General features: G+C 36.7%; 21 protein-coding genes and 1 other RNA gene. 3 read left to right on the top strand and 19 right to left on the bottom strand.

Annotation, left to right across the window (positions count from 1 at the left end):
* Nucleotides 1–147 precede the first annotated feature (147 nt).
* The 13 genes from ssrA to FEU33_RS00870 all read right to left on the bottom strand — a co-directional run bounded on the left by ssrA (nt 148) and on the right by FEU33_RS00870 (nt 13,641).
* Nucleotides 148–506: a transfer-messenger RNA gene (ssrA, locus tag FEU33_RS00930) on the bottom strand.
* A 482-nt stretch (nt 507–988) separates the two neighbouring features.
* Nucleotides 989–1,456, bottom strand: coding sequence for an SsrA-binding protein SmpB (smpB, locus tag FEU33_RS00925; protein WP_146547589.1), 468 nt, complete (start codon nt 1,454–1,456; stop codon nt 989–991).
* Nucleotides 1,457–1,506: 50 nt separating this feature from the next.
* Entirely contained in the window at nt 1,507–3,894 is a 2,388-nt protein-coding gene (rnr, locus tag FEU33_RS00920; protein ID WP_146547588.1) for a ribonuclease R, read from the bottom strand.
* A gap of 42 nt (nt 3,895–3,936) precedes the next feature.
* Complete coding sequence (locus tag FEU33_RS00915) at nt 3,937–4,683, bottom strand: alpha/beta hydrolase (protein WP_146547587.1); 747 nt, start codon at nt 4,681–4,683, stop codon at nt 3,937–3,939.
* 247 nt (nt 4,684–4,930) lie between these two features.
* On the bottom strand, nt 4,931–5,158 hold the full coding sequence (gene secG, locus FEU33_RS00910) for a preprotein translocase subunit SecG (RefSeq protein WP_146547586.1): 228 nt from the start codon (nt 5,156–5,158) through the stop codon (nt 4,931–4,933).
* A gap of 553 nt (nt 5,159–5,711) precedes the next feature.
* On the bottom strand, nt 5,712–5,912 hold the full coding sequence (locus tag FEU33_RS00905) for a hypothetical protein (protein WP_146547585.1): 201 nt from the start codon (nt 5,910–5,912) through the stop codon (nt 5,712–5,714).
* 179 nt (nt 5,913–6,091) lie between these two features.
* Nucleotides 6,092–7,387, bottom strand: coding sequence for a phosphopyruvate hydratase (gene eno / locus FEU33_RS00900; RefSeq protein WP_146547584.1), 1,296 nt, complete (start codon nt 7,385–7,387; stop codon nt 6,092–6,094).
* 18 nt (nt 7,388–7,405) lie between these two features.
* Entirely contained in the window at nt 7,406–8,932 is a 1,527-nt protein-coding gene (gene gpmI, locus FEU33_RS00895) for a 2,3-bisphosphoglycerate-independent phosphoglycerate mutase (protein ID WP_146547583.1), read from the bottom strand.
* Entirely contained in the window at nt 8,922–9,686 is a 765-nt protein-coding gene (gene tpiA / locus FEU33_RS00890) for a triose-phosphate isomerase (protein ID WP_146547582.1), read from the bottom strand. The genes gpmI and tpiA overlap by 11 nt, the downstream gene beginning before the upstream one ends.
* A 22-nt stretch (nt 9,687–9,708) precedes the next feature.
* Nucleotides 9,709–10,893, bottom strand: coding sequence for a phosphoglycerate kinase (locus FEU33_RS00885; protein WP_146547581.1), 1,185 nt, complete (start codon nt 10,891–10,893; stop codon nt 9,709–9,711).
* A gap of 288 nt (nt 10,894–11,181) precedes the next feature.
* Nucleotides 11,182–12,186 carry a type I glyceraldehyde-3-phosphate dehydrogenase gene (gap, locus tag FEU33_RS00880; RefSeq protein WP_146547580.1) on the bottom strand — a complete coding sequence of 335 codons (1,005 nt, stop codon included), beginning with the start codon at nt 12,184–12,186 and terminating at the stop codon, nt 11,182–11,184.
* Nucleotides 12,187–12,212: 26 nt separating this feature from the next.
* Nucleotides 12,213–13,241, bottom strand: coding sequence for a sugar-binding transcriptional regulator (locus FEU33_RS00875; RefSeq protein WP_146547579.1), 1,029 nt, complete (start codon nt 13,239–13,241; stop codon nt 12,213–12,215).
* A gap of 163 nt (nt 13,242–13,404) precedes the next feature.
* Nucleotides 13,405–13,641, bottom strand: coding sequence for a glutaredoxin family protein (locus FEU33_RS00870; RefSeq protein ID WP_146549855.1), 237 nt, complete (start codon nt 13,639–13,641; stop codon nt 13,405–13,407).
* Between the two features lie 386 nt (nt 13,642–14,027).
* Between FEU33_RS00870 and FEU33_RS00865 the strand changes: the two genes are divergently transcribed.
* On the top strand, nt 14,028–14,666 hold the full coding sequence (locus tag FEU33_RS00865; RefSeq protein ID WP_425127961.1) for a spore coat protein: 639 nt from the start codon (nt 14,028–14,030) through the stop codon (nt 14,664–14,666).
* Nucleotides 14,667–14,980: 314 nt separating this feature from the next.
* On the opposite strand, the gene FEU33_RS00860 is transcribed toward FEU33_RS00865, so the two are convergent.
* On the bottom strand, nt 14,981–15,634 hold the full coding sequence (locus tag FEU33_RS00860) for a hypothetical protein (RefSeq protein ID WP_146547578.1): 654 nt from the start codon (nt 15,632–15,634) through the stop codon (nt 14,981–14,983).
* A gap of 3 nt (nt 15,635–15,637) precedes the next feature.
* Complete coding sequence (locus FEU33_RS00855; protein WP_146547577.1) at nt 15,638–16,150, bottom strand: hypothetical protein; 513 nt, start codon at nt 16,148–16,150, stop codon at nt 15,638–15,640.
* A gap of 226 nt (nt 16,151–16,376) precedes the next feature.
* On the opposite strand from FEU33_RS00855, the gene FEU33_RS00850 reads away from it, so the two are divergent.
* Nucleotides 16,377–16,574 (top strand): amino acid transporter, encoded by a 198-nt coding sequence (locus tag FEU33_RS00850; RefSeq protein WP_146547576.1) that lies wholly within the window; start codon nt 16,377–16,379, stop codon nt 16,572–16,574.
* 484 nt (nt 16,575–17,058) lie between these two features.
* Here the strand turns inward: FEU33_RS00850 and FEU33_RS00845 are convergent, their stop codons facing one another.
* On the bottom strand, nt 17,059–18,582 hold the full coding sequence (locus FEU33_RS00845) for a DHA2 family efflux MFS transporter permease subunit (RefSeq protein WP_146547575.1): 1,524 nt from the start codon (nt 18,580–18,582) through the stop codon (nt 17,059–17,061).
* 168 nt (nt 18,583–18,750) lie between these two features.
* Between FEU33_RS00845 and FEU33_RS00840 the strand changes: the two genes are divergently transcribed.
* Entirely contained in the window at nt 18,751–19,650 is a 900-nt protein-coding gene (locus FEU33_RS00840) for a TetR/AcrR family transcriptional regulator (protein WP_146547574.1), read from the top strand.
* A 313-nt stretch (nt 19,651–19,963) separates the two neighbouring features.
* On the opposite strand, the gene FEU33_RS00835 is transcribed toward FEU33_RS00840, so the two are convergent.
* Genes FEU33_RS00835 through FEU33_RS00825 form a run of 3 tightly spaced genes read right to left on the bottom strand, consistent with a single transcriptional unit; the run spans nt 19,964 to nt 23,710 of the window.
* Nucleotides 19,964–21,142 carry a Ger(x)C family spore germination protein gene (locus FEU33_RS00835; protein ID WP_186731276.1) on the bottom strand — a complete coding sequence of 393 codons (1,179 nt, stop codon included), beginning with the start codon at nt 21,140–21,142 and terminating at the stop codon, nt 19,964–19,966.
* The gene (locus FEU33_RS00830) at nt 21,135–22,550 is read right to left on the bottom strand and encodes a spore germination protein (protein WP_244950947.1); all 1,416 of its coding nucleotides are present in this window, start codon (nt 22,548–22,550) and stop codon (nt 21,135–21,137) included. Before FEU33_RS00830 ends, FEU33_RS00835 begins: the two co-directional genes overlap by 8 nt.
* 20 nt (nt 22,551–22,570) lie before the next feature.
* A complete protein-coding gene (locus tag FEU33_RS00825) occupies nt 22,571–23,710 on the bottom strand; it encodes a GerAB/ArcD/ProY family transporter (RefSeq protein ID WP_146547571.1) in 1,140 nt (379 codons plus the stop codon).
* Nucleotides 23,711–24,466 lie beyond the last annotated feature (756 nt).

Here is a 24,466-nt window from a genome sequence, read left to right as displayed (position 1 = left end):
CTTTCACCCTCTATTGAATACAAGATTCTATCGGTTAAACAAATTGTGATTCGTCCGATGTTTATCTAAACTCCAAGAAATAAAAAAAGTGCCAAAATCCTTATAAATCAAGGATTTTGACACTCATTGAAACTCTATGATTTCGTCTTATGGAGACGGCGGGAATCGAACCCGCGTCCAGAAACTCTGACACTTCAGCTACTACGCGTGTAGTTTGTCTATTTGCGATTCGTGCAGCATTATGCCGACAAACAGGCGTCCTGTGCACTAACCTTGAAATCTCCTGCTATAGACTAAGGTGGCATCTATAACCGTATCCCACTGAAGTTGAGCCTCGTTCCCGCTACATGGGCGATAGAGAGAGGAGGCAGCTAGCAGACTAGGCTGCGAAAGCTAAATTGTTGTTTTGTTTGCCAGTTATTATATAACTTCCGTTGGTGACGAAGCCGAGACCTCCGACGCGCAACTCAAGCTCAGACCATCCCTGTCGAATCCGTAACGTCCCCTTAATATTGAATTTTTATCCGCGGCGTATTTCTTTGTCAACTTCTCTCAGTCGCATCCTCATGTACTTTAGTACACTCCGGTGCTTCTTCGTTCGTTTCCTCGAACTACTTGCGTCTAAAAATTCTCCTGTGAGCTTTTGTACAACGTTTTACTTTCTCCCATAGTCAGTCAAATTTTTATCCGCGGCGTACTACTTCGTCAGCTTCACTCGTTCACATCCTCACGTACTTTAGTACGCTCCGGTGTTCTCTCATTTGCTTCCTCGTATTACTTGCGTCTAAAAATTCTCCTGTGAGGAGTTCGTAAAGATGTTTCTCACTCAGCAAGGACGGATTTTTATATACGGGATCGTATATACACAAATCCATTAAGGTGCTGATTGCTCAGCGTTTCGGATCAGTATGATTGGCATACTGTGAACTGGCTTAATTGCTATAATTAAAGTATATGACAAATGAGGTCATTCTTCAAGTGGTATATATTAGTATTGATTTTTTGCTTTGACGGCACGTGCCATTTCGCGTTTGGCTTCTTTTTTCTTTATATCCGCACGTTTGTCGTAGTTTTTCTTACCTTTTCCTAGACCGATCAATAGTTTTGCGTAACCATCTTTTATGTACATTTTAAGCGGTACAATTGTATAACCATCTCGTTTGACATCTATGTTCAATTGCATAATCTGCTTTTTATGTAGCAATAATTTTCGGGCTCGAAGTGGGTCGTGGTTGAAGATGTTTCCTTGTTCATACGTACTGATGTGCATATTGGAGATCCACGCTTCCCCGTTACGGATCAATATAAAAGAATCTTTTAATTGAACTTTTCCTTTACGAACAGATTTGATTTCTGTACCACTTAAAACGATCCCTGCTTCAATGGTTTCTTCGATATAGTAATCGAATCCTGCTCTTTTATTTTGTGCTAAAACTTTGCCTGTCCCTTTTGGCATATCGATTCACCTCTTCACAATGGGGTCGAGAAGAGTGAAAGACTCTTCTCTTATCTTTTCTTTCTGCGGCGTTTTTGTTGTTTCTTAGCGATTCCTTCATAGAACGCTTTTTTACCTTTTCCATTTTTGCCAGCAGTTTTTCTTTCCTGTTTACGTGTTCTACCGTTTACTTTTGGTCCACTTGGTTTATATTTACGTTCCTTACTGTTTTTGTCCTTTTCCCCTCTATCATGATCACCACTTCTAGATTTTGCACGAATAACCACTGGTGCTTGACGACGAGTACGAGGTTGAGCTTTTGGCATCCCAACAATTTCAAAATCAATGGAGGATTCCTCAATATTCACTTCTAGTACACGAATTTCTACCTCTTCTCCAATGTGGAAGATGCGTCCTGTTTTTTCGCCAATCATTACCATTTGACGGTCATCAAAGTTATAATAATCATCAGTCATATTGCTGATATGCACTAAGCCTTCGATTGTATTTTCTAACTCGATAAACATCCCAAAATTCGTAATGGAACTAATGATACCTGTGAATGTTTCACCAATTTTATCAGCCATATATTGAGCTTTTTTCAACGAATCGGTATCTCGTTCCGCATCTACTGCACGGCGTTCACGATTGGAGGTATGCTCAGCGATTTCATCCATGCGAGCCCCCCAATAGCTAATGGTCTTTGCACTCTGATCACCATTGATCAAATACGTACGGATCAATCGGTGAACGATTAAATCGGGATAACGTCTGATGGGAGAGGTAAAATGTGTATAAAAATCGGTTGATAATCCAAAGTGTCCTAGACATTCTGGGCTGTATTTTGCTTGCTGCATTGATCGCAGCATCATGGTCGAAATCACAGGATACTCCGGTTCATCCTTCACAGAATCTAAAATTTCCTGTAAGGCTCTTGGTTCAACTGTTTTCCCTGTACCCCGAACAACTAATCCAAAATTCGTGATAAACTCAAAGAACCGCTGTAACTTTTCTGGTTTTGGTTCTTCATGTATACGATAGATGAACGGTAGGTCCATGCGAAAGACATGTTCTGCAACTGTTTCGTTCGCAACCAGCATAAATTCTTCTATGATACGTTCTGCTACAGTTCTATTACGCAGAGCTATATCAGTCGGCCAGCCATTCTCATCGACGATCACATAGGATTCTTTAAAATCAAAGTCAACAGCACCGCGTTTCATACGGCGATTATTAAGAATTTTGGCTAATTCTTTCATATCTTCAAACATAGGCACAAGCTGTGCATAGCGTTCTTTTAATGCTGCATCATCTTCTTCTAAAATTTTATAGACATCTGTATAGGTCATACGTTCTGTTGTGCGAATAACACTTTGGAAAATCTCATGATGAATAACTTGTCCACTTCCATTGATAATCATTTCACAAGAAAGTGTTAAGCGATCAACTTGCGGGTTCAAAGAACAGATTCCATTGGAAAGGCGATGTGGAATCATTGGTATAACACGATCCGTCAAGTATACACTTGTTCCACGATCATACGCTTCTCGATCTAAGGCAGAACCATCTGTTACATAATAGCTCACATCCGCAATATGCACACCTAACTTATAAGTGCCATCCTCATTTTTGGTGACCGTCACAGCATCATCCAAGTCTTTAGCTGATTCTCCATCAATGGTCACAATTGTTTGATCCCGTAGATCTCTACGGCCCTCTCGATCTTTCTCAGAAACTTCATCTGACACTGCACCTGCAGCATCTAATACTTCTTGTGGAAAGTCAACCGTTATATCATGCTTATGAATAATCGATAGAATATCTACACCTGGATCGTTTTTATGACCTAATATTTTCGTTACGATCCCAGTTGCAGAACGGTGAGTACCTGGCCATTCCGTGATTTCTGCTACTACCTTATGACCATCCATGGCGCCTAATGTATTTTCTTTGGCAATAAATAGATCCATTGATAATTTCTTATCATCTGGTACAACAAATCCAAAGCCTTTATTTGATTGGAAAGTACCTACGACTTTAGTGGTTCCACGTTCAATGATCTTGATAACAGCACCTTCACGTCTTTCTCCAGAAGATGTATTGGATACGCGGATAAGCACTCGATCCCCATTGACAGCACCATTGATTTCCGTTGGAGGAATAAAAACATCATCCATGCCTTCCTCATCAGGCGCTACAAATCCAAAGCCTTTACTGTGACCGATAAAACGCCCTTGTAAATAATTCATACGTTCGGGTAAACCATATCGATTTGTACGCGTACGGACAACATCACCTTGTTGTTCAAGCTTTACGAGCGTTTTTACAAGTTGCTTGAACTCTTCCGCATCCTGAAAACCGAATTGTTCTTCAAGTTCTGCAACTGTTAAGGGCTTATATGCTTCTTCTCTCATAAATTTCAATAATCTTGCTTCTAATGTCGACCCTTCTAAATCCATCATTCTTCCCTCCTTCTATTAGCATTTGCAATCAGTGCTTTTTTACTCATACCAATCAAGTGATTCTAAAAAAGCGTATATATCTTCATGCAATTTTTTTCGTTCTTTGTCCAATGTAATCACATGACCAGATTCTTCATACCATTTAATATATTTTTCATGTGACTCTGCTTGTTCATAGATATACTCAGCAGATTTTATATCAATAACGGTATCTTTTCTTCCTTGTACAACAAAGAGTGGTGCATATATTTCATCCACATGTTCTCTTACTTCATATACGAACTCACGTAATTCATTTAATGATGGCATTCCCATTTTTTTGATATATGCCAAAATCGCCTCAGACTCTTCCTTGCTTTTGCCAAACTGCCGATTAAACCGTTCTGCATATTGAATGACACCTTCAAACATCAAATCGGTTGATCGCATCGACATTGGTGCACACATTGTTATAATTCCCTTAATTGGATAAGAATAACCTAATTTTAATGAAAAAACACCACCGAGTGATAATCCAGCAACGGCAATCTCTTTATATCCAGCATTTTGCAATTTTTGATAGCCATCAAGTACACTTTGCCACCATTGCTGTGGAGTTGTATGTATGAGTTCTTCTGGTGGCACACCATGTCCTTTATAATGTGGAGCCAGCGATGTATACCCTTTTTTCTCTAAAAACCGTCCAAGCATACGTACATCCGCTGAATTTCCAGTAAATCCATGTAACAGTAAAACAGCTCTAGGCCCAGCCTCGAAGAAAAATGGTTCTGGTAAAACAGGGTTCATGATGTTGCCTCCTACTTAATCATTGAATAGCTTAACAGGCATGTTCCACTCTCAATCAATCCCTTGTTAAAAAGTTAGACGCTTTCAAGTTGAATTAAACCTTTGGAGATCCTATTAATGCAGGTTCAACAGGTGTCACAAAGCATCATCAGCTAACTTTTTGAAATGAACGCCTTTATATCTAATATTATAAAGCAAAATATAGAAAACGCCTAACCAACAGTGGTCAGGCGGCTTTTAGTGTGCATTAGATTTTTGCGATTGCTATAGCTAGTACAAAGAATAAAATCGATAATACGACAGTAATACGATGTAATATTAAATCTACTCCTCGAGCTTTCGTTTTTCCAAAAAGTTGTTCAGCTCCTCCAGAGATGGCTCCTGAAAGACCAGCACTCTTACTAGATTGCAACAATACCACGATAATCAATGCTATAGCCACGATAAGAAGTAAAGCCATAATCGCTGCATGCATAATGTTCCACCTCCTGATTCGAAACATCACAATAGTTTCATCTTACCAAAAACTGTACGTAATGACAATGAAGTTATACATTTAATCCGTTTTCAAGCCATGAAAGTGAAAATAGTTTTCTTCGTCCTCACTATGTATTCGTTAAGCTTGAATCAATCGAGCTTTAATAGATAACCAATCTCATACTTATCTCTGCTTGTTACTTGCACCTTAAAAGAAAATGTCATTGAAAAAACCATCAATTCCTCTGCGATAAAAATCAGTTTTTTCAATCATGAAAGAAAAGATAGATTTTTATCAATCGCCAGAAACCTTGGGGGCAACACGATGTTGGTCACGAACCTGTTGCCGCATGGACCGATGCTCTCAGGCTTTGATCTTCTCTTTCCTCAGGCATTTATACCTGCCGAATCAAGATAAAAATGACGATATTATTGAATTTCAGTAGCTTCACATCTTCATGTATTAGGTGCTTACCACCTGTATATATAAGATCAATTACACACTTTTCTGTTATTTTATCATTTCTTATGTATTTTGACGATAAAAAAGTCTAATCAACACAATTAATCGGCCATTCCACTTTTTTCTCTGGCTGCTGATAAAGTGAAACTCCATCAGTGGTGGTTTTCTTCTTCCCCACTGAACTAGAGGAACGGAAGTGAAAAACGCCACGTCCTGTGGCAACACCTGAGTGACCAACATCTTGTTGGCCCGAACCAATCGTACTTTTACGGGCAGTTGGATTTCCCACCTGCCTTTCTCGTTTCTCTCTGTATCTTGAGATGAAGGTCTTACTGCCCGTTAAAGCGGGATAAGAATGAAAAACGCTATTCTCCTTACAAATTATAAGGAAAATAGCGTTCTATGATACGTACTATAGTTGAAATAACACTACCTGAAAATCACTTTTCTTTCATATTCATTAGCGTATTAGCGATGAATATTATAGAAAGATTGAATACCATTAAATTGAGCTGTATCAGACAATTGATCTTCGATGCGTAGTAATTGGTTGTATTTTGCAACACGGTCTGTACGAGATGGTGCGCCTGTTTTGATTTGTCCAGCATTTGTAGCAACTGCGATATCTGCAATTGTTGTATCTTCTGATTCACCAGAACGGTGAGAGATGATCGCTGTATAACCTGCACGTTTGGCCATTTCGATGGCATCTAAAGTTTCTGTTAAAGTACCGATTTGGTTTACTTTCACTAGAATTGCATTACCAACGCCTTCTTCGATACCGCGAGATAATTTTTTCGTATTTGTCACGAATAAATCATCACCTACTAGTTGTACACGGTTGCCAATGCGTTCAGTAAGTACTTTATGACCTTTCCAATCGTTTTCATCTAGACCATCTTCAATAGAGATGATTGGATATTTAGCAGTAAGTTCTTCGTACCAAGCAACCATTTCTTCAGAAGTTTTAGCAACGCCTTCACCATCTAAGTGATACTTACCATCTTCATCTGAATATAGTTCGGATGATGCGACATCCATAGCGAGCATAACTTCTTCGCCTGGTTTATAACCGGCACGTTCAATAGCCTTCACAATTGTAGACAATGCTTCTTCATTAGAAGTTAAGTTTGGTGCAAAACCGCCTTCATCTCCTACTGCTGTGTTATGACCTGATTCTTTAAGAACCGCTTTTAAAGAGTGGAAGATTTCAGCACCCATACGAAGTGCATGACGGAAAGACTCAGCACCAACAGGCATAATCATAAATTCTTGGATGTCAACGTTATTATCAGCGTGTTCGCCACCATTTAAGATGTTCATCATTGGAACTGGGAGTTGTTTTGCGTTGATCCCACCAATATATTGGTAAAGTGGTACTTCAAGATAATCAGCACCTGCACGAGCTACCGCTAAAGAAACACCTAGAATAGCATTTGCACCTAATTTGCCTTTGTTTTCTGTACCATCTAATTTAATCATCATTTCATCGATTGATACTTGATCAAGAGTTGAATAGTTTCCAATTAGTTCTGGAGCAATGACGTTATTGACATTATCAACTGCTTTTAAAACACCTTTTCCAAGGTAGCGAGCTTTGTCGCCATCGCGCAATTCTACTGCTTCATATTCCCCAGTAGATGCACCAGATGGTACGATGGCACGTCCAAATGCGCCTGATTCTGTATATACTTCTACTTCTACTGTTGGATTACCGCGTGAGTCTAATACTTCACGAGCTTGTACATCTGTAATAATTGGCATTGTTTAACTCTCCTCAGTTTAAAATAATGGTTTTCCTGTCATTTCAAGTGGTTGTTCCACTCCTAATAATTTTAACATGGTAGGAGCCAAATCGGCTAAAATTCCTCCATTTTTCACCACAATATTTTCTTTTGTGATGATAACAGGGACTGGGTTTGTCGTATGAGCTGTCATCGGTTGACCATCTAGTGTGACCACTTCATCTGAATTCCCATGATCGGCTGTAATAATCGCTGCTCCCCCTTTTGCAAGGAGCGCATCCACTACTTTTCCAAGACATTCATCTACTGCTTCAATCGCTTTAATAGTAGGTTCTAACATACCGCTGTGGCCCACCATATCAGGATTTGCAAAGTTTAAGATAATGCCATCAAAGCGATCTGCTGCAATTGCTTCAAGAAGTGCATCTGTCACTTCATATGCACTCATTTCCGGTTTTAAATCATACGTTGCAACTTTTGGAGAATTGATCAAAATACGTTCTTCTCCTGGGAAAGTTTTTTCACGTCCACCACTCATGAAGAATGTCACATGAGGGTATTTTTCTGTTTCTGCAATACGTAGTTGACGAAGATTATTTTTGGATAAAACTTCACCGATTGTATTTTTCAAGTCTTCGTCTTCAAAAGCAATTTCACTGATTACTTTATCGCTATATTTTTTAAATGCGATAAACTTCAAATTTTGCGGATGGTTTTCACTTAATGTAAAGCCATCAAATGCAGGATTCGTAAAAGCTGTTGACAATTCGATGGCACGGTCTGGACGGAAGTTGAAGAAAATCACCGCGTCATTTGATTGAATCGTTGCAACTGGTTTACCATCTTTTTTAATAACAAATGGTACAACAAATTCATCTGTTACATTATTTGCATAAGATGCTTCAACACCTTCTACTGCAGAAGATGCCTCAATGCCTTGTCCATCTACTAATACTTTATAAACTTTTTCTTCACGATCCCAACGATTATCGCGATCCATTGCGTAGTAGCGGCCACTGATAGAAGCGAATTGTCCTACACCGATCTCAGCCATTTGTTTTTCTGTTTCTTCAATATAGCCTATGGCTGTTTTTGGTCCTACATCACGGCCATCCAAGAATCCATGAACATAGACTTCTTCTAGTCCTTGATCTTTTGCTAATTTCAATAAGGCAAATAAGTGTGCGTAGTGACTATGCACGCCACCGTCAGATAAAAGACCCATAATGTGCAGCTTTGAATGATTTTGTTTGACATGTTGAACGGCATCTAACAAAGCTTTGTTTTGAAAGAAATCGCCATCTTTGATCGCTTTATAAATTCTGGTCAAGCTTTGATAAACAACTCGACCGGCCCCGATGTTTAAGTGTCCTACTTCTGAATTGCCCATTTGTCCACCTGGAAGACCAACTGCTTCTCCTGATGCCGTTAATGTGTTATGAGGAAAAGTGTTCCAAAGACGGTCCAAATTCGGCTTTTTTGCTTGCGCTACTGCATTCCCAAATACTTCATCGCGTAAGCCTAACCCATCTAAAATGATCAATGCTACTGGTTTATTTGGCATTTGCCCCAGCCTCCAATAATTTTAAGTATGAATCTGGTTTTAAACTTGCTCCACCAACTAGAGCACCATCAATATGCTCCTTCAATAATAATTCTACTACGTTTTCTGGTTTCACACTACCACCATATTGGATGCGAATCAATTCTGCAGCAACATCGCCAGCTATTTTTTCTACTGTATGACGAATTTCTTTACATACTTCGTTTGCGTCATGAGCAGTTGCCGTCTTACCTGAACCGATTGCCCAAATCGGTTCATAGGCAATCACAGTCTGAGCAATTTGTTCGATTGATAATCCTTTTAAAGCCGCTCCTACTTGAGAAGAAACTTTGACGACTGTATTACTTGCTTCACGTTCTTCTAATGTTTCGCCAACGCAGATAATAGGAATTAAGTTATGAGCAAATGCTGCATGTACTTTTTTATTGACCTTTTCATCTGTTTCATTGTCATATTGGCGGCGTTCTGAGTGACCTAATATAACATACTGAACATCGATATCTTCTAATTGTGATGGGCTTATTTCACCTGTAAATGCCCCTTCGTTTTCATAGTGCATTGTCTGAGCACCAATTGCCAAGTTTGAACCCTCAGCTTCTTTGACAAGAGAGGGTAAAAATAATGCTGGTGCGCAAATAACGGAATCTACACGATCTGCAGCTGGTATAGATGATTTTACTGCTTGTACGAAGTCAACTGCTTCAGATAATGTTTTATACATTTTCCAGTTACCCGCAATAATTGGTTTACGCATTGTGAAAACCTCCATCTAAAAGTTATTTATCATTTAGTGCGATAACTCCAGGTAATTCTTTACCTTCCATAAACTCAAGAGAAGCGCCGCCACCTGTTGAAATGTGATCCATTTTATCTGCTACTTGGAATTTTTCAACTGCCGCAGCTGAATCACCGCCACCAATAATCGTGTAGCCCTTCGTTTCTGCCATTGCTTCTGCAACACCTTTTGTACCATTTGCAAATGCATCCAATTCAAATACACCCATTGGTCCATTCCAAATGATCAATTTTGAATTTTTGATGACCTCTGCATATTCTGCAACTGTTTTGGGTCCGATATCCAATCCCATCCAATCACTTGGAATTTGATCGATATCGACAGCTTTTGTTTCTGCATCATTGGAGAATTTATTCGCTACAATAGCATCTACAGGCATATGTAGTTTTACACCTTTTTCAATGGCTTTTTGGATACATGATTTGGCTAATTCGATTTTATCTTCTTCTAATAATGATTTACCAATATCATAGCCTTGTGCTTTTGTAAATGTATAAGACAAACCGCCACCAATGATTAAGTGATCCACTTTGTCTAATAAGTTTTCAATTACAGTTATTTTGTCTTTTACTTTGGCACCGCCGATAATTGCGGTGAATGGTCGTTGCGGATTTGATAGCGCTTTCCCTAAAACTTCGATTTCTTTTTCCATTAAAAATCCTGAAACCGCTGGTAAATATTTTGCAACACCAGCTGTCGTTGCATGTGCGCGGTGAGCAGTACCGAATGCATCATTAATATAAAAATCGGCTAAAGCGGCAAAGCTTTTAGCAAGTGCTGGATCGTTCTTTTCCTCACCTTTATGGAAACGAACATTTTCTAATAAAACGATATCGCCATCATTCATCTTACTTACAGCTTGTTCTACGGTTTTACCAACAGATTCATCTAGTTTATGGACGGGTTTTCCAATAAGCTCAGCAAGACGTTTTCCCACTGCTGTTAATCGCAGTTCCTCTTTCACCTCGCCTTTTGGACGTCCAAGGTGACTAGCTAAAATCACTTTTGCCCCTTTTTCAACTAAGTAAGAGATCGTAGGAAGTGCTGCTAAAATTCGAGTGTCGTCCGTGATTTTACCATCTTCCATAGGGACATTAAAATCTACACGTACAAAAACGCGTTTCCCTGTCACATCGATATCTTTCATCGTCATTTTTTGATACATCATCGTGCCTCCCAATTGTTCATACCTTATCAATTATTATAGAAAATAAGCATCATACTTCACTTATATTATGATAAAACAAATATAACCACTTCCATGTTTCAGATCATATTGACATTATCGCCACTATAGATTGTTATGTAGAAAAACCATAATGTCAAATTATGATGTTATGATCAATAAAGCACTTACTTATTTCATAAAAAAAGGAGAAGTACAAAACCGCTTCTCCTGTTTTACCCTTATTCATTATATACGTATAAAACCTATATTGCTACGTTTTTTGAGTTACAAATCTTGTTTAACCATGTATTGAGCCAAATCAACTACGCGAGTGGAATAACCAGCCTCGTTATCATACCAAGCTAGTACTTTTACAAGATTTCCTCCAAGCACCATTGAGGACAAACCATCAATCGTAGAAGAAGCAATATTGCCATTATAATCAATCGAAACGAGTGGAAGTTCTGAATAGGATAAAATTCCTTTTAATTCATTTTCGGCAGCTTCTTTTAATGTAGCATTCACTTCTTCAACAGTGACTTCTTTTTCTAATTCGACAACTAAGTCAACTAAAGAAACGTTTGGAGTAGGCACACGAATAGCCATACCATCCAATTTTCCTTCAAGTTGCGGCAAGACTTTGGCTACCGCAACAGCAGCTCCCGTAGTAGTCGGAATCATAGATTGAGCAGCAGCACGAGCCCGACGATAATCTTTGTGCGGGAGATCTAAGATTTTTTGGTCATTTGTATAGGAGTGAACAGTTGTCATCATGCCACGTCTAATACCAAATCGTTCATCTAGCACTTTGGCAACTGGAGCTAAGCAGTTCGTTGTACAAGATGCATTTGATACCACATCATCTGTTTGAGGATTGTATTTTTCATGGTTGACCCCCATTACATAGGTTGGCATATTTTTTCCTGGAGCAGATACGATGACTTTTTTAGCTCCCGCTTCTATATGTTTGTGTGCTGCTTCATAGCTAGTAAATCGACCTGTAGATTCAACGACTATATCAATATCTAATTCTCTCCATGGAAGTTTTGCAGGATCTGTTTCCGCATAGACACGAACATTTTGGCGATTAACTACTAAATAATCACCTTCAGATGTTACCTCCGCATCAAATGCACCATGAATGGAATCATATTTTAAAAGGTGTGCAAGCATTGCTGCATCCGTCAAATCATTTACAGCAACGATTTCAATATCTTGTCGTTTGATTGCTGTACGAAATACCAATCGTCCAATACGCCCAAATCCATTAATCGCTAATTTTAAAGTCATCATCCATACCTCCATGAATCATAATGTTATTGTACTAATCGAAGCATTTCTTCGGCAGCAGCTGAATCTGTTATTAAAACAGATTGTTTTGCCCCGCGTTTAAAATAAGAAAGGATGGCTTTTGCCTTCTTTTTTCCGCCAGCTACTGCAAGAATACTTTTACATCTATTTACTTGCTCTAGCTGAATCCCAACCGTGCGGATCCTTTGCACTATATTGCCCTGCTCATCGAAATAATAACCAAAAGCCTCACTGACAGCACCATTGTCAAGCAATGCTTGTTTGACTTCTTCACTTGATCCGCGTCTTACTGCCATTTCTAAAGCGGAACCGATACCGTGAATAACGACATCTGTTTGATCATAAAGCCGTATCATCTCCTGAACGATTGGCTCCTGAACCATTGCTTGATAAGCCGTATCGCTTAAATACTCTGGTAAATATAAAGTGCGATATTGATTGTCTGTATGATTGGCAAATGTCGCCACAATAGTATTCGCTTGTAATCGCATTTCGACTCCCATACCGCCTCTAGCAGCGATAAAGTTCAAGCCCGTTAAATTTTCTGAAGGTGCAAGACTCTCAGCTATAGCCGCCATTGTGCTACCACCTGTTACAGCAATGATTTTGCTATGCTTTGCTGCTAATTCCAATTGTTTTGCCGCTTCCATCCCCAATAATGATTTGATAGAAGGCACCTCATCTAGATCGCCATCTACAATGATCACTTTTTGAATTCCAAGTATACGAGTTAATTGGTTTTCTAATATAGGTAGATCTGACCATTCATAAACAAGTGGTCTTAAAACTTCTAATGCTTCCATTCCCAGTTCAGAAATCCTCATACCAGAACGATCAGCTATGATTAAACCTTGTTCACGTAGTAAATCCGTTTCTTTACGAATTTCCCGCTCCGCTACAGCAAGTTGATCTGCAAGCCCACGCCTTCCTATAGGTCCTAGCGTATCGATCATTTGCAAAAAGCGATATCGAGTATGAAGAAGCTTAGACATTTCAGGCATTATTTTCAATTGTGCTTCCAATAATGTAGCCATGTCATTTATTCTCCTTTTGTGGGACTTTTTTTATCCCGTATCATCATTTTATGTCCCATATGCTACAAAAAAATATTTCCTACGCCCAGTATACAATTCTCTATTATTAGTTGCAACAAAATCCCACTTGAAAATAAGCGTAGAAAAAATAGTCGAATCGTTCTTACTTAGAGCGGATTCCTTCTAATAAAGTGACATAATCCAAAGTACCATACTGAATAATCTGCCCATCTTTTTCAACAACAGGAATCATCAACATGTATTTTTCATGAATGGCGTCATCCTCTTCAATATTGACTTCTTTCATTTCAAAAGGGATGTCTTCGCGTACTAAATTGAGCGTTCTTATTCCTTCTTCACAGAGCTCGCAATTGGGTCTTCCATAATAGATAATTTCCATCACTGATACTTGCCGCCTTTCTCAATAACAACATCCAGTTTCTTCGTTTAAAGATGCATGATCTTCTTATGTATATGATTACCTTCATTGTGGAACAGCTAATATCAGTGTAATTGTATTTTCAGGGTTTTTCAAAAATTTTCTCTTTGTATCCATTTCATCATATAGAATTTACATAAAAAATAACGATTCATTTTTGGTGTTTCGCTCCAGACAGCGCTTTCCTTCTGTCATTTATTATCCCCTGATTCAGCAGAATAAAACGCAAAATTTTGATTTAACATCCAAAATGCTTTTTGGAAAATTTTTCACATGCATTGAAATGGATTCGCTGAACATACTAATTTTGCGTGACAAGCGCGATATAAAAAAAGGAGGTCCTATTTTTGCAACAACAACCACAAAACCAGATGAAAAATGATCCCATGTATCATGTAGATTCAGCAAAATTTAATCATGGTGGACATGAAATAATGGACTTGCATGAAGTATTGGGTGCAATGATCGGCGGTCTAAACCAATGTGTGTTATTGCGTGATCAAATTCAAGATAATGAATTGCGCAACATTGTTGATCGTCAGTATAAATTTGCACTAGATGATTACAATGTATTGGTGGAATCATTTAAAACTGGTAAAGATCCTTCTCATCCATCAGGTCATTATGAAATGACTGAGAATAACAAGTTTACTTTTGGCGTACAACCTGGTCAACCGAAAAAACCAATTACACAAGCCAGTGAGATAAACGATGAAATCATTTCAGGATATATCCTTAGCTGGCATAAAGGAGCTGCAGCACTTAAAACAGCTGCGGCACTCGAAACAACAAACCCTGTTGTTCGTCGTGTATTGGCTGATTCGATTCCAAACTGTATCGAAATGGCTTACGAAATATCTATCTACCAAAATCGTAAGGGCTACTATCAAGTTCCACAATTATCTTCTCAAGATACAGTAACCATCACTAACGGTTTTGCTGAAGCTACAACAGGGACTACTCATCAACCTTCCCAATTCAACTAAAAATACGCAATAAGGGATGTTCTAAAAAGTCCTATTCAACAAAATAATGCTTCGCCTGTTAGTAAAAAACTGCTCATTCTAATTATTAGAAATGAGCAGTTTTTTCGATGAAAACGAAGCAACAAGATATAGATTATTATTTAAATCAATTTTATAAAGTGAAACTTTAATCAGTGGGGGTCTCTTCATCCCCTACTGAAGTGGAGGAACTCAGGTTAATGCGGGATAAATCTGTTTTTAGTTTCAAAATGCGAATATTTAAATAATAATGGTAACTTATACTTATCATTCATATTTTCATACGGATACTTTAATTATTGAAGAGACTCAATGTTTGCCTCTGTTACTAATTTTTGCTGTTGTTTTTCCCACACTTCATTTAATTCAGAATCAGAAATACTTGCATTCTTCACTTTTTCTGCGTCAAATATTTTTTGTTTCAATTTTCCAATTTTTAATGCCTGTTGATAAGCTGGAATTGCATACTGATTCCAATACTCGTCTTCTGTAATACCTAAAGCTGCAATATAATCCTTAAGAAATTGTTGTGTTTGTGAGTCTTGTGCTTCAGCAACAGCCTGTTTCATCTCATCAGCAAATCTTTTTGCTTCATCTTCAGTCACATTCAGTTTTTGCTTATCTGCTTCTTGTTCTGAAACAGCTTCTTTAATGAATTCAGCTTTGATTTGCTCATCACTTAAAACTTGTTGACCATTATTTCTTTGAATCACATTTTTACTTTCTTTAAAAGCAAGAAAATCTTTGTTTGAATATGTTTTATTATTAATCTTTAAAAAGGGTTTCTCTTGCTTAGATTCTCCATTTTGGTGTTCTTGCGCTAAACTTGAAAAAACATGTTGACTCACCGTCTGATCTGCTTTTGTATTTGAAGAAAAATAAAATGCAGCAGAAAAGCCAAGCCCTATAATTAAAGTAGATGCCACTAATATTTTTTTTGATTTCTTCATACTTTAATCCACCACTCCTTCAGTTGTATCTCCTGTATAAGCAGCTGGTGTTGTGCTAGAACTAATATACGTAGCATAACCAACAGCTTTATACGTACTAGAATCAGCCAAGTTAGAATTAGGTTCACCGGCATTTAAATCAGTTAAATCACTTGGGTTTTTATAATAGCTTGGGCTCAAAGGTAATGAATGTGTAGTTCTGTATTCACCATCTTTATAATATTTTATGTTTCCGGCATTCACTGATGCATTAAATGGTAATTGTGCTCCTCCTGGAACAGTTGTATACATTGATTCGTAAGTAATATATTTGCCAGGATAGCTTACTACAATATCCATTTTCATAGTTATGGCTAGTGCAAAGGGAACCAGTACAGTTCCTGATGCAGCATATACAACAAATCTTTCCGTGTCATTAGAAGTGTTGGTATGAGTTGATGCAAAGGCTAAGGTTGGTAGAGAAAAAGTAAGTACAGCTACTAAAATTAGGCTTAATATTTTAGATTTTAATTTCAAAAATATCCCTCCTTCTTTTATACACTTCTATTATTTGCCTAAAGTTCAAAAAAATAAATAGTTCGAATTATCTTATTTTTTACATTAAATAACATATTTTTTATTTTCAATTACATTAAATAACATATTTTTTATATAACATTAATATAAAGTAATATTTAAAATGAATACCTTCTTTTAGAAATTGCACTAGAAGTATATAATAATAATTAAATGGGGTGATGATATGAAAGACGAAAAAGAGGAAAAGAAATCATTTAATGATGTAATAGACCATCTTCATAAAATTGAGGGGAATGTTACTGCCCCTACAGATGCAAAACTTAAAAATATGCCAAAGCCTATTAAGTACATTGGTTACTTTATCATTTTTTTCTTCGTCATTACATTTTTACTGATTTTTATTTTAAATTTAGTGCAATAAGGGAAAACAGAGGCCTATCTTTGTTTGAACATATAAATAGAAAATAAGTGTGGATACATTTTTGCGACTACGCTTCATATCGTCTACAAAAGGCATCCAGAATAGTACTAATCTGAATGCCTTTTTTTATTTGTTAAATTTTTAGGTATCCAACAATTGATGGATCGATGGCCCCCTCGTATAGCTTTTTTTACACCATTTCAGAAGCTAGCCATATCCATATCAAAAAATGTGTGCTTTTTTTCGTACGATGTTATTCAATACGGTGTACTATAGTCCCATGAGAAAGTAAAAGCATGAGATTTTAGCAGACACATGGCAATCATATTCTTCATCTAAAAAGAATGTCACCTATTAAAAGCGAAAAAGTACAATCCAGATTAATGCTGTCTATTACATCAAAAAATTATAGTTTTTAGATGTATGCACCACTGAATTGTACTTTTTTTAGTAGCTACCTTTACGTTTCAAGAGCTTTTCCTTATTATTTTCCCGGTTGTATTCTATCTTTTATACTAACTCTTTTTAGGAATAATGAAAGAATTAATGCAACGCCTGAAATAACTGTTGCTACCATAAACGTATAATTAATGCCATCTAATAAAGCGGTTTGTGTAATATGTGCTTTTAATTGAGCAAGTTGTTCCGCTGTTGGGGAAGAAGGCGTTTGACCTGCTTCTGCAGCGGCCTTTGCTGCTTTTACAGCTTTCGCTTTTGCGGCAGCTGCTAATTCAGTCGCTCTTGTTTTAATATGGTTATCCATAATTGTGACAAGAATAGCTGTACCAATTGCACCTGATACTTGTTGAACCGTATTATTAATGGCGGTACCATGTGGATTTTTATCCATTGGCAATTGATTCAATCCATTTGTCATAATCGGCATCATAACCATAGACATACCAAACATACGAACAGTATAAACTGTAATAATATAAGTATATGAAGAATCTACTTGTAATCGAGTTAAGAAATAAGTTGAAATCGTCATGATACTTAAACCAGTAAATGCTAAAATGCGCGGTCCAATTTTATCAAATAATTTACCGGTAATCGGTGACATGATGGCCATCACGATTGCACCTGGCAGCATCATCAAACCTGCATGGAAAGGAGAGATTCCGCGAACTTGTTGCACATAAGCCGGCGTTAAAATCATACCTGAAAACATAGCAACTGAGATAACCATTGATACGACAGAACCTAATGCAAACATCGGATATTTATAAATTTTCACATCTAGTAATGGTTCATCCATCTTCAATTGTTTCATGATAAAGATCACTAATGTAACAGCACCGACTGCTATTGTGCCATATACCCAAGGACTATCCCAGCCTTTGTCACTCGCAGCGCTAAAGCCATATAAAAGCCCGCCAAAACCAATTGTTGAAAGAACTAAAGAAGTATAATCTAAAGAAACTTTACGTGTTTCCATTACATTTTCTAATTTCCAAAAACCAAATAATAGACTTAATACGGCAAAAGGAATGATCATTTCAAAAAGCATACGCCAGCTATGGTGTTCTACAATGTAGCCTGATAATGTTGGACCGATTGCCGGAGCAGAAATCATGACTAATCCAAACATCCCCATGGCAGAACCACGCTTTTCAATTGGAAAACTTGTCAGCATGACATTCATCAATAATGGTGATAATGCTGCTGAACCGGCAGCTTGAACCATACGTCCCGCAATTAAAACCCAGAAGTTTGGAGCGGCAGCTGCAATAATCGTTCCTATTGTAAATAGAGACATTGCTGCGATAAACAAAGAACGGTTTTTAAATTTCACAACAAAAAAGGCTGAAGCCGGTATTAAGATTCCACTTACAAGCATAAAGCCTGTCGTTAACCACTGTACTTGTGAATAAGTAACATCGAAATCCTTCATAATTGTAGGCAATGCTACATTCATCAATGTATTATTTAAAAAAGCAACAAATGCACCGACAAATAAAATAGCAATCATTGCATAAGGTGGTTTTTTCAAAGTTTCGTTTCCCATAAAATTTTCCCTCACTCTTTCTATAAGATTATCTTTTTATAGCGGTGATTTATATTTTATACCGACAGTCCAATTTTTTCAATCAAAAAAATTCAATATCTTTAAAACGTTGATATAAAAGCATTTATAGGTTAGAATGATAGTATAAATTATCGGAAAGGTGACAATATGAATACGCGAAAAAGAAAAGTATTAGACGTTGCACGTAGCCTATTCATTGAAAAAGGATTTCATGAAACTTCAATCATAGATATTATTCATGAAGCACAAATTTCAAAAGGAACTTTTTATAATTACTTCACTTCCAAAAATGAATGTTTAATAGCTATATTGCAAGAAAGCCGCGAAGATGCTAGTAATCGTAGACATGAGTTGATCTTTGGTCAAGATCCAAAAGACATTCATATTCTTGCAAAACAAATAGCCGTACTTATGCATATTAACCGTGAGCAAAACCTATTGCAAATTTTTGAATCCATTTATCATTCAAATGATGATGCGATCAAAAAAGTAATTATGAAGCATCATCTCCAAGAACTCGAATGGCTTTCTTCCAGATTGGTCGAAGTATATGGCGAGGAAATTAGTTTCATGAGCTATGAATGTTCTATACAAGTTTTTGCTATGATTCAACATACGATTCGTACACTATTTGCTGCAAAAGAACACCATGTGGAACCAGAATCTGTAGTAATGATGGCACTTCGAAATATTGATGCGATCATTCCGCGTATGCGAGAAACAAAAGAAATCCTAATAGATGCTGCAACTATTCAATATATAAAAAACAGTGTAGACCATACAGTAGTAGATAAGGATATGATTATCCACCAACTAAATGGTTTTATCGAAGGTTTATCAAAGGCTGATCCAAAAGATGGCACTGAATACGCAAGTTATATCTTAAAGGAACTACAACGGGAAGACATAAAACTATATGTGATCAAAGCACTTCTTACCCCTTTCCGTAAAGCATTTTCTAATACCGCTCATGCAGCTGAAGCTAGAGAAATCGCCAATTATATTTGGCATTTGATCGAAGTTGAAAATCATAAACTAGAAGGGTAAAGCAAAACTCTAAGACAGAGGAGGATTTTCTTCCATTTCTATTGTGAGTTAGTTAAACTGATCGGACTTTACTGGTAGATATCCTCAAAGCATATCCTTTGTTTGCTATTTGCTTCTTGATGTGGGAGCATTGTTGTGTAGACAGAACGTCCTCGAGAACTTCAAAAATAAAAGGCACGAATATTGTTCAGTCAATATTCGTACCTTCTACTGTTGAAGCTGTTTGTTTCCAATAAAATCTTTTCTAATGATACTTGATATCGCCCGTCTCATTCTTTATTATTAGAAACGTTTAAAAATTCTATCTTCCCATTTACCTTAATTTTTTCCCAATTGTTTCCTTCAATGATTTTCTACCTGAATTTACCTTAACCTTTACATGAATATTTCGAATTGAATCATCTGTTAATTTGATATCCCCACCCTTTTGAATTTCATTCCACTTTTTAGCTTCTTTTCTATATAGTTGGTTAGACAGTTGATAAACGTCAGCATCGATATTTAATCCTTCTTCATAAGTCTTTTTAATTTGTTTTTTAACTTCTCCCTCTATTATTTTTTGTACTTCAGGCTCTGAAATATTTCCTTGGAATCCACTGACGATTGCGACCATTTCCACATTAATATCAAACTTTACATCCCCATTCGTATCAATTGGCTTTATTTTCACTTTATTTTTTTCAAGGACAACAGAAAGACGTTTTTCTTCATTTCCGCTTGAACTATTTGGCTTTAAATCTATACTGATTCCAGTTCTTATTGTTTCATTTGAAAGCCACTGCAGCCCACTTATCTGATCGTTAGTAAGAAAACCTTTGAGAGAATGTGGTGTAACAATACCAATACCATTTATCGCTGTTTCTGTATTAGAACTTTTCTCTGACTTCCAGATTTCCTTAAGTGTTACTAAAGGAAGTCTTACTTCATAATTGGGTTCATCAATACTCACGATTAGTTTCCTAATATTTATCGGTTCAATGAAAGAATATTGTTTATAAGAATTTAATGGATCTGACAATTTAGATAATGTGATGGCTTTATTTAGTATGGGTTTTGTGAGCATAACATCTTTTACGGGATCTCTTGTGGCATATACCCAAGTTTGATACCGCGTATCATTAAATCGTGTAAAGGTGTTCATGATATCACTCACCTTTCCAGCATGCAATACATCCTCAGAAAAAACAAGATACGTAAGATGCCCCCAATACAATTCTTCATCTAATGATTGGTATAATTTATAAAACGCTTCATTTAAAGTTTTTGCATTGGCATGTCCAATTTCTGCTTGTATAATATCTGGATTAGGTGGCTGTTCAGATCTCGCAATGCTGGCAAAATCGATCAGTTGGGCATATAAGTGATACTCATCATCTTTAAAATCTACACCAACACCATAAATATAAAACATTCTTCCCGCTGCTTTGGAATCCCAACAACCAGAGAGAATAATTGCACACAGTATCAAAAGCATCAGCAGTTTTTTATTCATCTTTTTTAACCTCTTTACGTCTTGTATCATCTTGCGTCTTTAACATACTTGGACGTTTAGAATATTTTTTGGCCGGCAATCGGAATAGCGATTTTGCTATGGTTGCCCAATTCAATTCTGTTGCTATATTCATGTAAGGAACACCGAATATACGTATTTTTGATAAATAAATGATTATAAAAAATACGGATGTAAAAAAACCGAATAGTCCAAAAAATGTAGAAAGTATAATCGAAAAAACACGCAATACACTGACAGCCGTTACAATGGATTGATTGACTAATGTAAATGATGCAATAGTGGAAGTAGCCATAATGACGACCATTGTGGCACTTGTCATCCCCCCTCGAATAACTGCATCTCCGATAATCAGTCCACCTACTACACCGATCGTTCCACCTAGTACGGTTGGAAGCCGTAATCCCGCTTCACGGAATAATTCAAACATCCCAAGCATCAAAAACATCTCAAGTGCTGTCGGCAAAGGGAGTCCTGTATTCGCTTGTACAACAGTGGCTAGTAATTGAAAAGGTATCTGATTTTGATGAAAAGTGGTTAAAGAAAGCCAAAAAGCAGGTAGAAACGTAGCAACTAATGTGCCGAATATTCGCATTATACGTTCGATTGAACCGAATAATGGGGGATATTCATTATCTTCGCTTGTCTTTAATAATAAGAATAAATTAACAGGTAAAACAATGGCATAGGAAATACCATCGACAAATATAACAAAACGTCCTCTAGACAGAGCCTGAACCGTATTATCTGGTCTCCCTGTATATTCATGGCGTGGAAAAAGAACAGCACTCTTATTGATATTTTCCATAAATACATCACCACTAAATACAGTGTCTGTATCCACTTTTTTTATCTGTTCCCTTATGCCATTTAAAATTTCTTTATTCGCAACATCTTCAAAATAAAGAAGAGCCACTTTCGTTTTGGAGCGTTTCCCTACTTCAAATTTCTCCACACTCAACGAATTAGTTGGCAAACGCTTACGCAATAAAGCAATATTGATTGATACATCTTCAATAAAATTATCTCTTGGCCCTTTGACAGTAATTTCTGTACGTGTTTCCTCAGGCGTACGATTCGGCTTTTTTTCGATATTACTTGAAAAGAGCAATGCTGCTTCTTCAAAATAGAGCAGGACAGAACCTGTATATACAAGTGAAATGGCCTCCTCTTCCTCATTTACTTTTTTTAAGTCTGGAACATATAACCTTGATATGATTTGTTCTTCTAATGGTTCATCGACCAAATGACTACATAAAAAACCAACACGTGGGACAATCACTTCATTTAATAGCTGCTGATCGATCATTCCTTCACACAAGATCAGATGTATTGTCTGTTCTTGAAATGTATACTTTTGAAATTTTACATCTGCAGAATTCTTAAACAAATCCTGTAACACACTCAGATTTATTGACTTTTTGTTTGGCTCGATGGCTGTTCACCACTTTTCTTATCATTTTTATCTTTTGAAGATGATTTTTCTGGCATCCATGCAACAACTGCAAAGAACACAGATAGAAAGAGAAAGAAGAGAACCGTACTGATCAAGAAATAATGCTCATTCCATTTTTGAAAAATATTATCTTTTAAAAGAACTAACGATAAGCACACAATCATGAATGGTGGTGCAAGCTTAGTCCAAACTTGTTTTTTATCTTCAGACATATTCAAAATATCTGAACAAATATATAGAAGAAATCCTACTCTTATAAATGTCCCCGTTAACCATTGGTAAATAGAGAAGAAATCGATATGTTCGATAAAACGCCCAATTGTTGCTAGACCCCATTCTTCATACGCTGGATATCTTTGCTTTGCTGCTTCAACTGGACCAAACTCTGTGATCGCACCAATAAGCGGGCCCGCTGTTAATCCCACTAGTATAACTAGCATCATTGCAAAATGATACCATTTCATACGTTCTTTGATATGATGCTGAAGAAAAAGTAGGATTAGTAATTCAATAAAACCAGAAGTGGGATAGATCATTCCTTTAAGGACCGGTTTAAATCCATGTTCAAACATGGGTAATAGTAATTCATAATCTTTCATCTTTATATTGACAAATGAAACAAAAAAGCCAAAAATGATAACGGCAAATAAAACAAATGTGTTAACGATTGCAATGGTTTCCACGCCTGAAGTAGCAAGATAAAAAGTAAGTATGACATAAACGATTAACAAAAAAATCATTGGTGTCTTCGGTAAAAAAGTGGAAGATATCCAAAGTAACGTTTCTCTCATCGTGAACGCAGCCAAAAGGATTAAATAAAAAGCCGTAATATACAAAATGATAGAAGATCCAACTTTTCCTATTTTTTGCTTTAACCAATCATTTAAAGGCTGCTGTTTAGATTTATTATGGACATAAACCAAAAGAAACAACCATATAAATGATGCAAACATTCCAGCTAAAACCGATGCCCAACCATCTCTTCCAGCCGCCTTTATAATGGATGGAATAATGGTTACATGATTTTTTAAGCCAATGAACGTCATCACCAATAATAGGGTGTGCAGTATACTAATGGATCCAGTACTCTTCATTATAAAAACCCTCTAACATTTGTTGATAAGGTGAGTTTTGACAAAAATTTAGGATAATATAAGTAAATAATGAAAACAATCCATTCGTAAAAACATATTGACTTGAGGGGTTTTTGGCGGTCTTAATACAATAATTTATGTAGATGAGTCCGTTTCATCATGCGAATCTGAATGAAAATAGTTTATGTAAATGATCCATTTCATCACGCGGGATCTGGATGAAAATAGTTTATGTAAATGATCCATTTCATCACGCGGGATCTGGATGAAAATAGTTTATGAAATTGATATGGTTAGTTAATAGGGGATTTTTTTGGGAGAAATCGTTTTTAATGCAATTATCCATTTGTAAAAACATCGTTGCTTTTTCCTTCAAAAAAAGAGAGAGAGCATGTGGCGAAATACATGTTCTCACTCTTTTTTACCAGTAAAATATGCTGTTGTTTCCATTTATTATTATACTATATAACCAACCGGTTGTAAATATTTTCATGATGAATAGGTTGATAATCTTTTATAGAGAGTTTAATAAAGTCTCTCTATCTAATTAACATATTTATCGCTTAAGATTAATGATACTACTTTTCTTCTTTCTTTGTTCCTTTACTGATTCTAAAATTTCAATATACGTTAACTATATAATCAAAATCATACTTTTCTTCTCACTCTTTCCATCCTTGCTAAGATATTTAATACTAATAATTCTAATTAGAAGATGTTCAGCGTATACCGTTAATGGATACATTCGCGATATCC

The sequence above is a fragment of the Rummeliibacillus suwonensis genome, assembly GCF_007896435.1.
Lineage (GTDB): Bacteria > Bacillota > Bacilli > Bacillales_A > Planococcaceae > Rummeliibacillus > Rummeliibacillus suwonensis.
This window is presented reverse-complemented; position numbering and strand designations above follow the sequence as displayed.

What these genes read in the sequence shown, in the direction of transcription:
- smpB (WP_146547589.1), bottom strand. Translation starts at nt 1,456, where the DNA reads ATGCCAAAAGGGACAGGCAAAGTTTTAGCACAAAATAAAAGAGCAGGA.
- rnr (WP_146547588.1), bottom strand. Translation starts at nt 3,894, where the DNA reads ATGGATTTAGAAGGGTCGACATTAGAAGCAAGATTATTGAAATTTATG.
- FEU33_RS00915 (WP_146547587.1), bottom strand. Translation starts at nt 4,683, where the DNA reads ATGAACCCTGTTTTACCAGAACCATTTTTCTTCGAGGCTGGGCCTAGA.
- secG (WP_146547586.1), bottom strand. Translation starts at nt 5,158, where the DNA reads ATGCATGCAGCGATTATGGCTTTACTTCTTATCGTGGCTATAGCATTG.
- eno (WP_146547584.1), bottom strand. Translation starts at nt 7,387, where the DNA reads ATGCCAATTATTACAGATGTACAAGCTCGTGAAGTATTAGACTCACGC.
- gpmI (WP_146547583.1), bottom strand. Translation starts at nt 8,932, where the DNA reads ATGCCAAATAAACCAGTAGCATTGATCATTTTAGATGGGTTAGGCTTA.
- tpiA (WP_146547582.1), bottom strand. Translation starts at nt 9,686, where the DNA reads ATGCGTAAACCAATTATTGCGGGTAACTGGAAAATGTATAAAACATTA.
- FEU33_RS00885 (WP_146547581.1), bottom strand. Translation starts at nt 10,893, where the DNA reads ATGTATCAAAAAATGACGATGAAAGATATCGATGTGACAGGGAAACGC.
- gap (WP_146547580.1), bottom strand. Translation starts at nt 12,186, where the DNA reads ATGACTTTAAAATTAGCGATTAATGGATTTGGGCGTATTGGACGATTG.
- FEU33_RS00875 (WP_146547579.1), bottom strand. Translation starts at nt 13,241, where the DNA reads ATGGCTACATTATTGGAAGCACAATTGAAAATAATGCCTGAAATGTCT.
- FEU33_RS00870 (WP_146549855.1), bottom strand. Translation starts at nt 13,641, where the DNA reads ATGGAAATTATCTATTATGGAAGACCCAATTGCGAGCTCTGTGAAGAA.
- FEU33_RS00860 (WP_146547578.1), bottom strand. Translation starts at nt 15,634, where the DNA reads ATGAAGAAATCAAAAAAAATATTAGTGGCATCTACTTTAATTATAGGG.
- FEU33_RS00850 (WP_146547576.1), top strand. Translation starts at nt 16,377, where the DNA reads ATGAAAGACGAAAAAGAGGAAAAGAAATCATTTAATGATGTAATAGAC.
- FEU33_RS00845 (WP_146547575.1), bottom strand. Translation starts at nt 18,582, where the DNA reads ATGGGAAACGAAACTTTGAAAAAACCACCTTATGCAATGATTGCTATT.
- FEU33_RS00840 (WP_146547574.1), top strand. Translation starts at nt 18,751, where the DNA reads ATGAATACGCGAAAAAGAAAAGTATTAGACGTTGCACGTAGCCTATTC.
- FEU33_RS00835 (WP_186731276.1), bottom strand. Translation starts at nt 21,142, where the DNA reads ATGAATAAAAAACTGCTGATGCTTTTGATACTGTGTGCAATTATTCTC.
- FEU33_RS00825 (WP_146547571.1), bottom strand. Translation starts at nt 23,710, where the DNA reads ATGAAGAGTACTGGATCCATTAGTATACTGCACACCCTATTATTGGTG.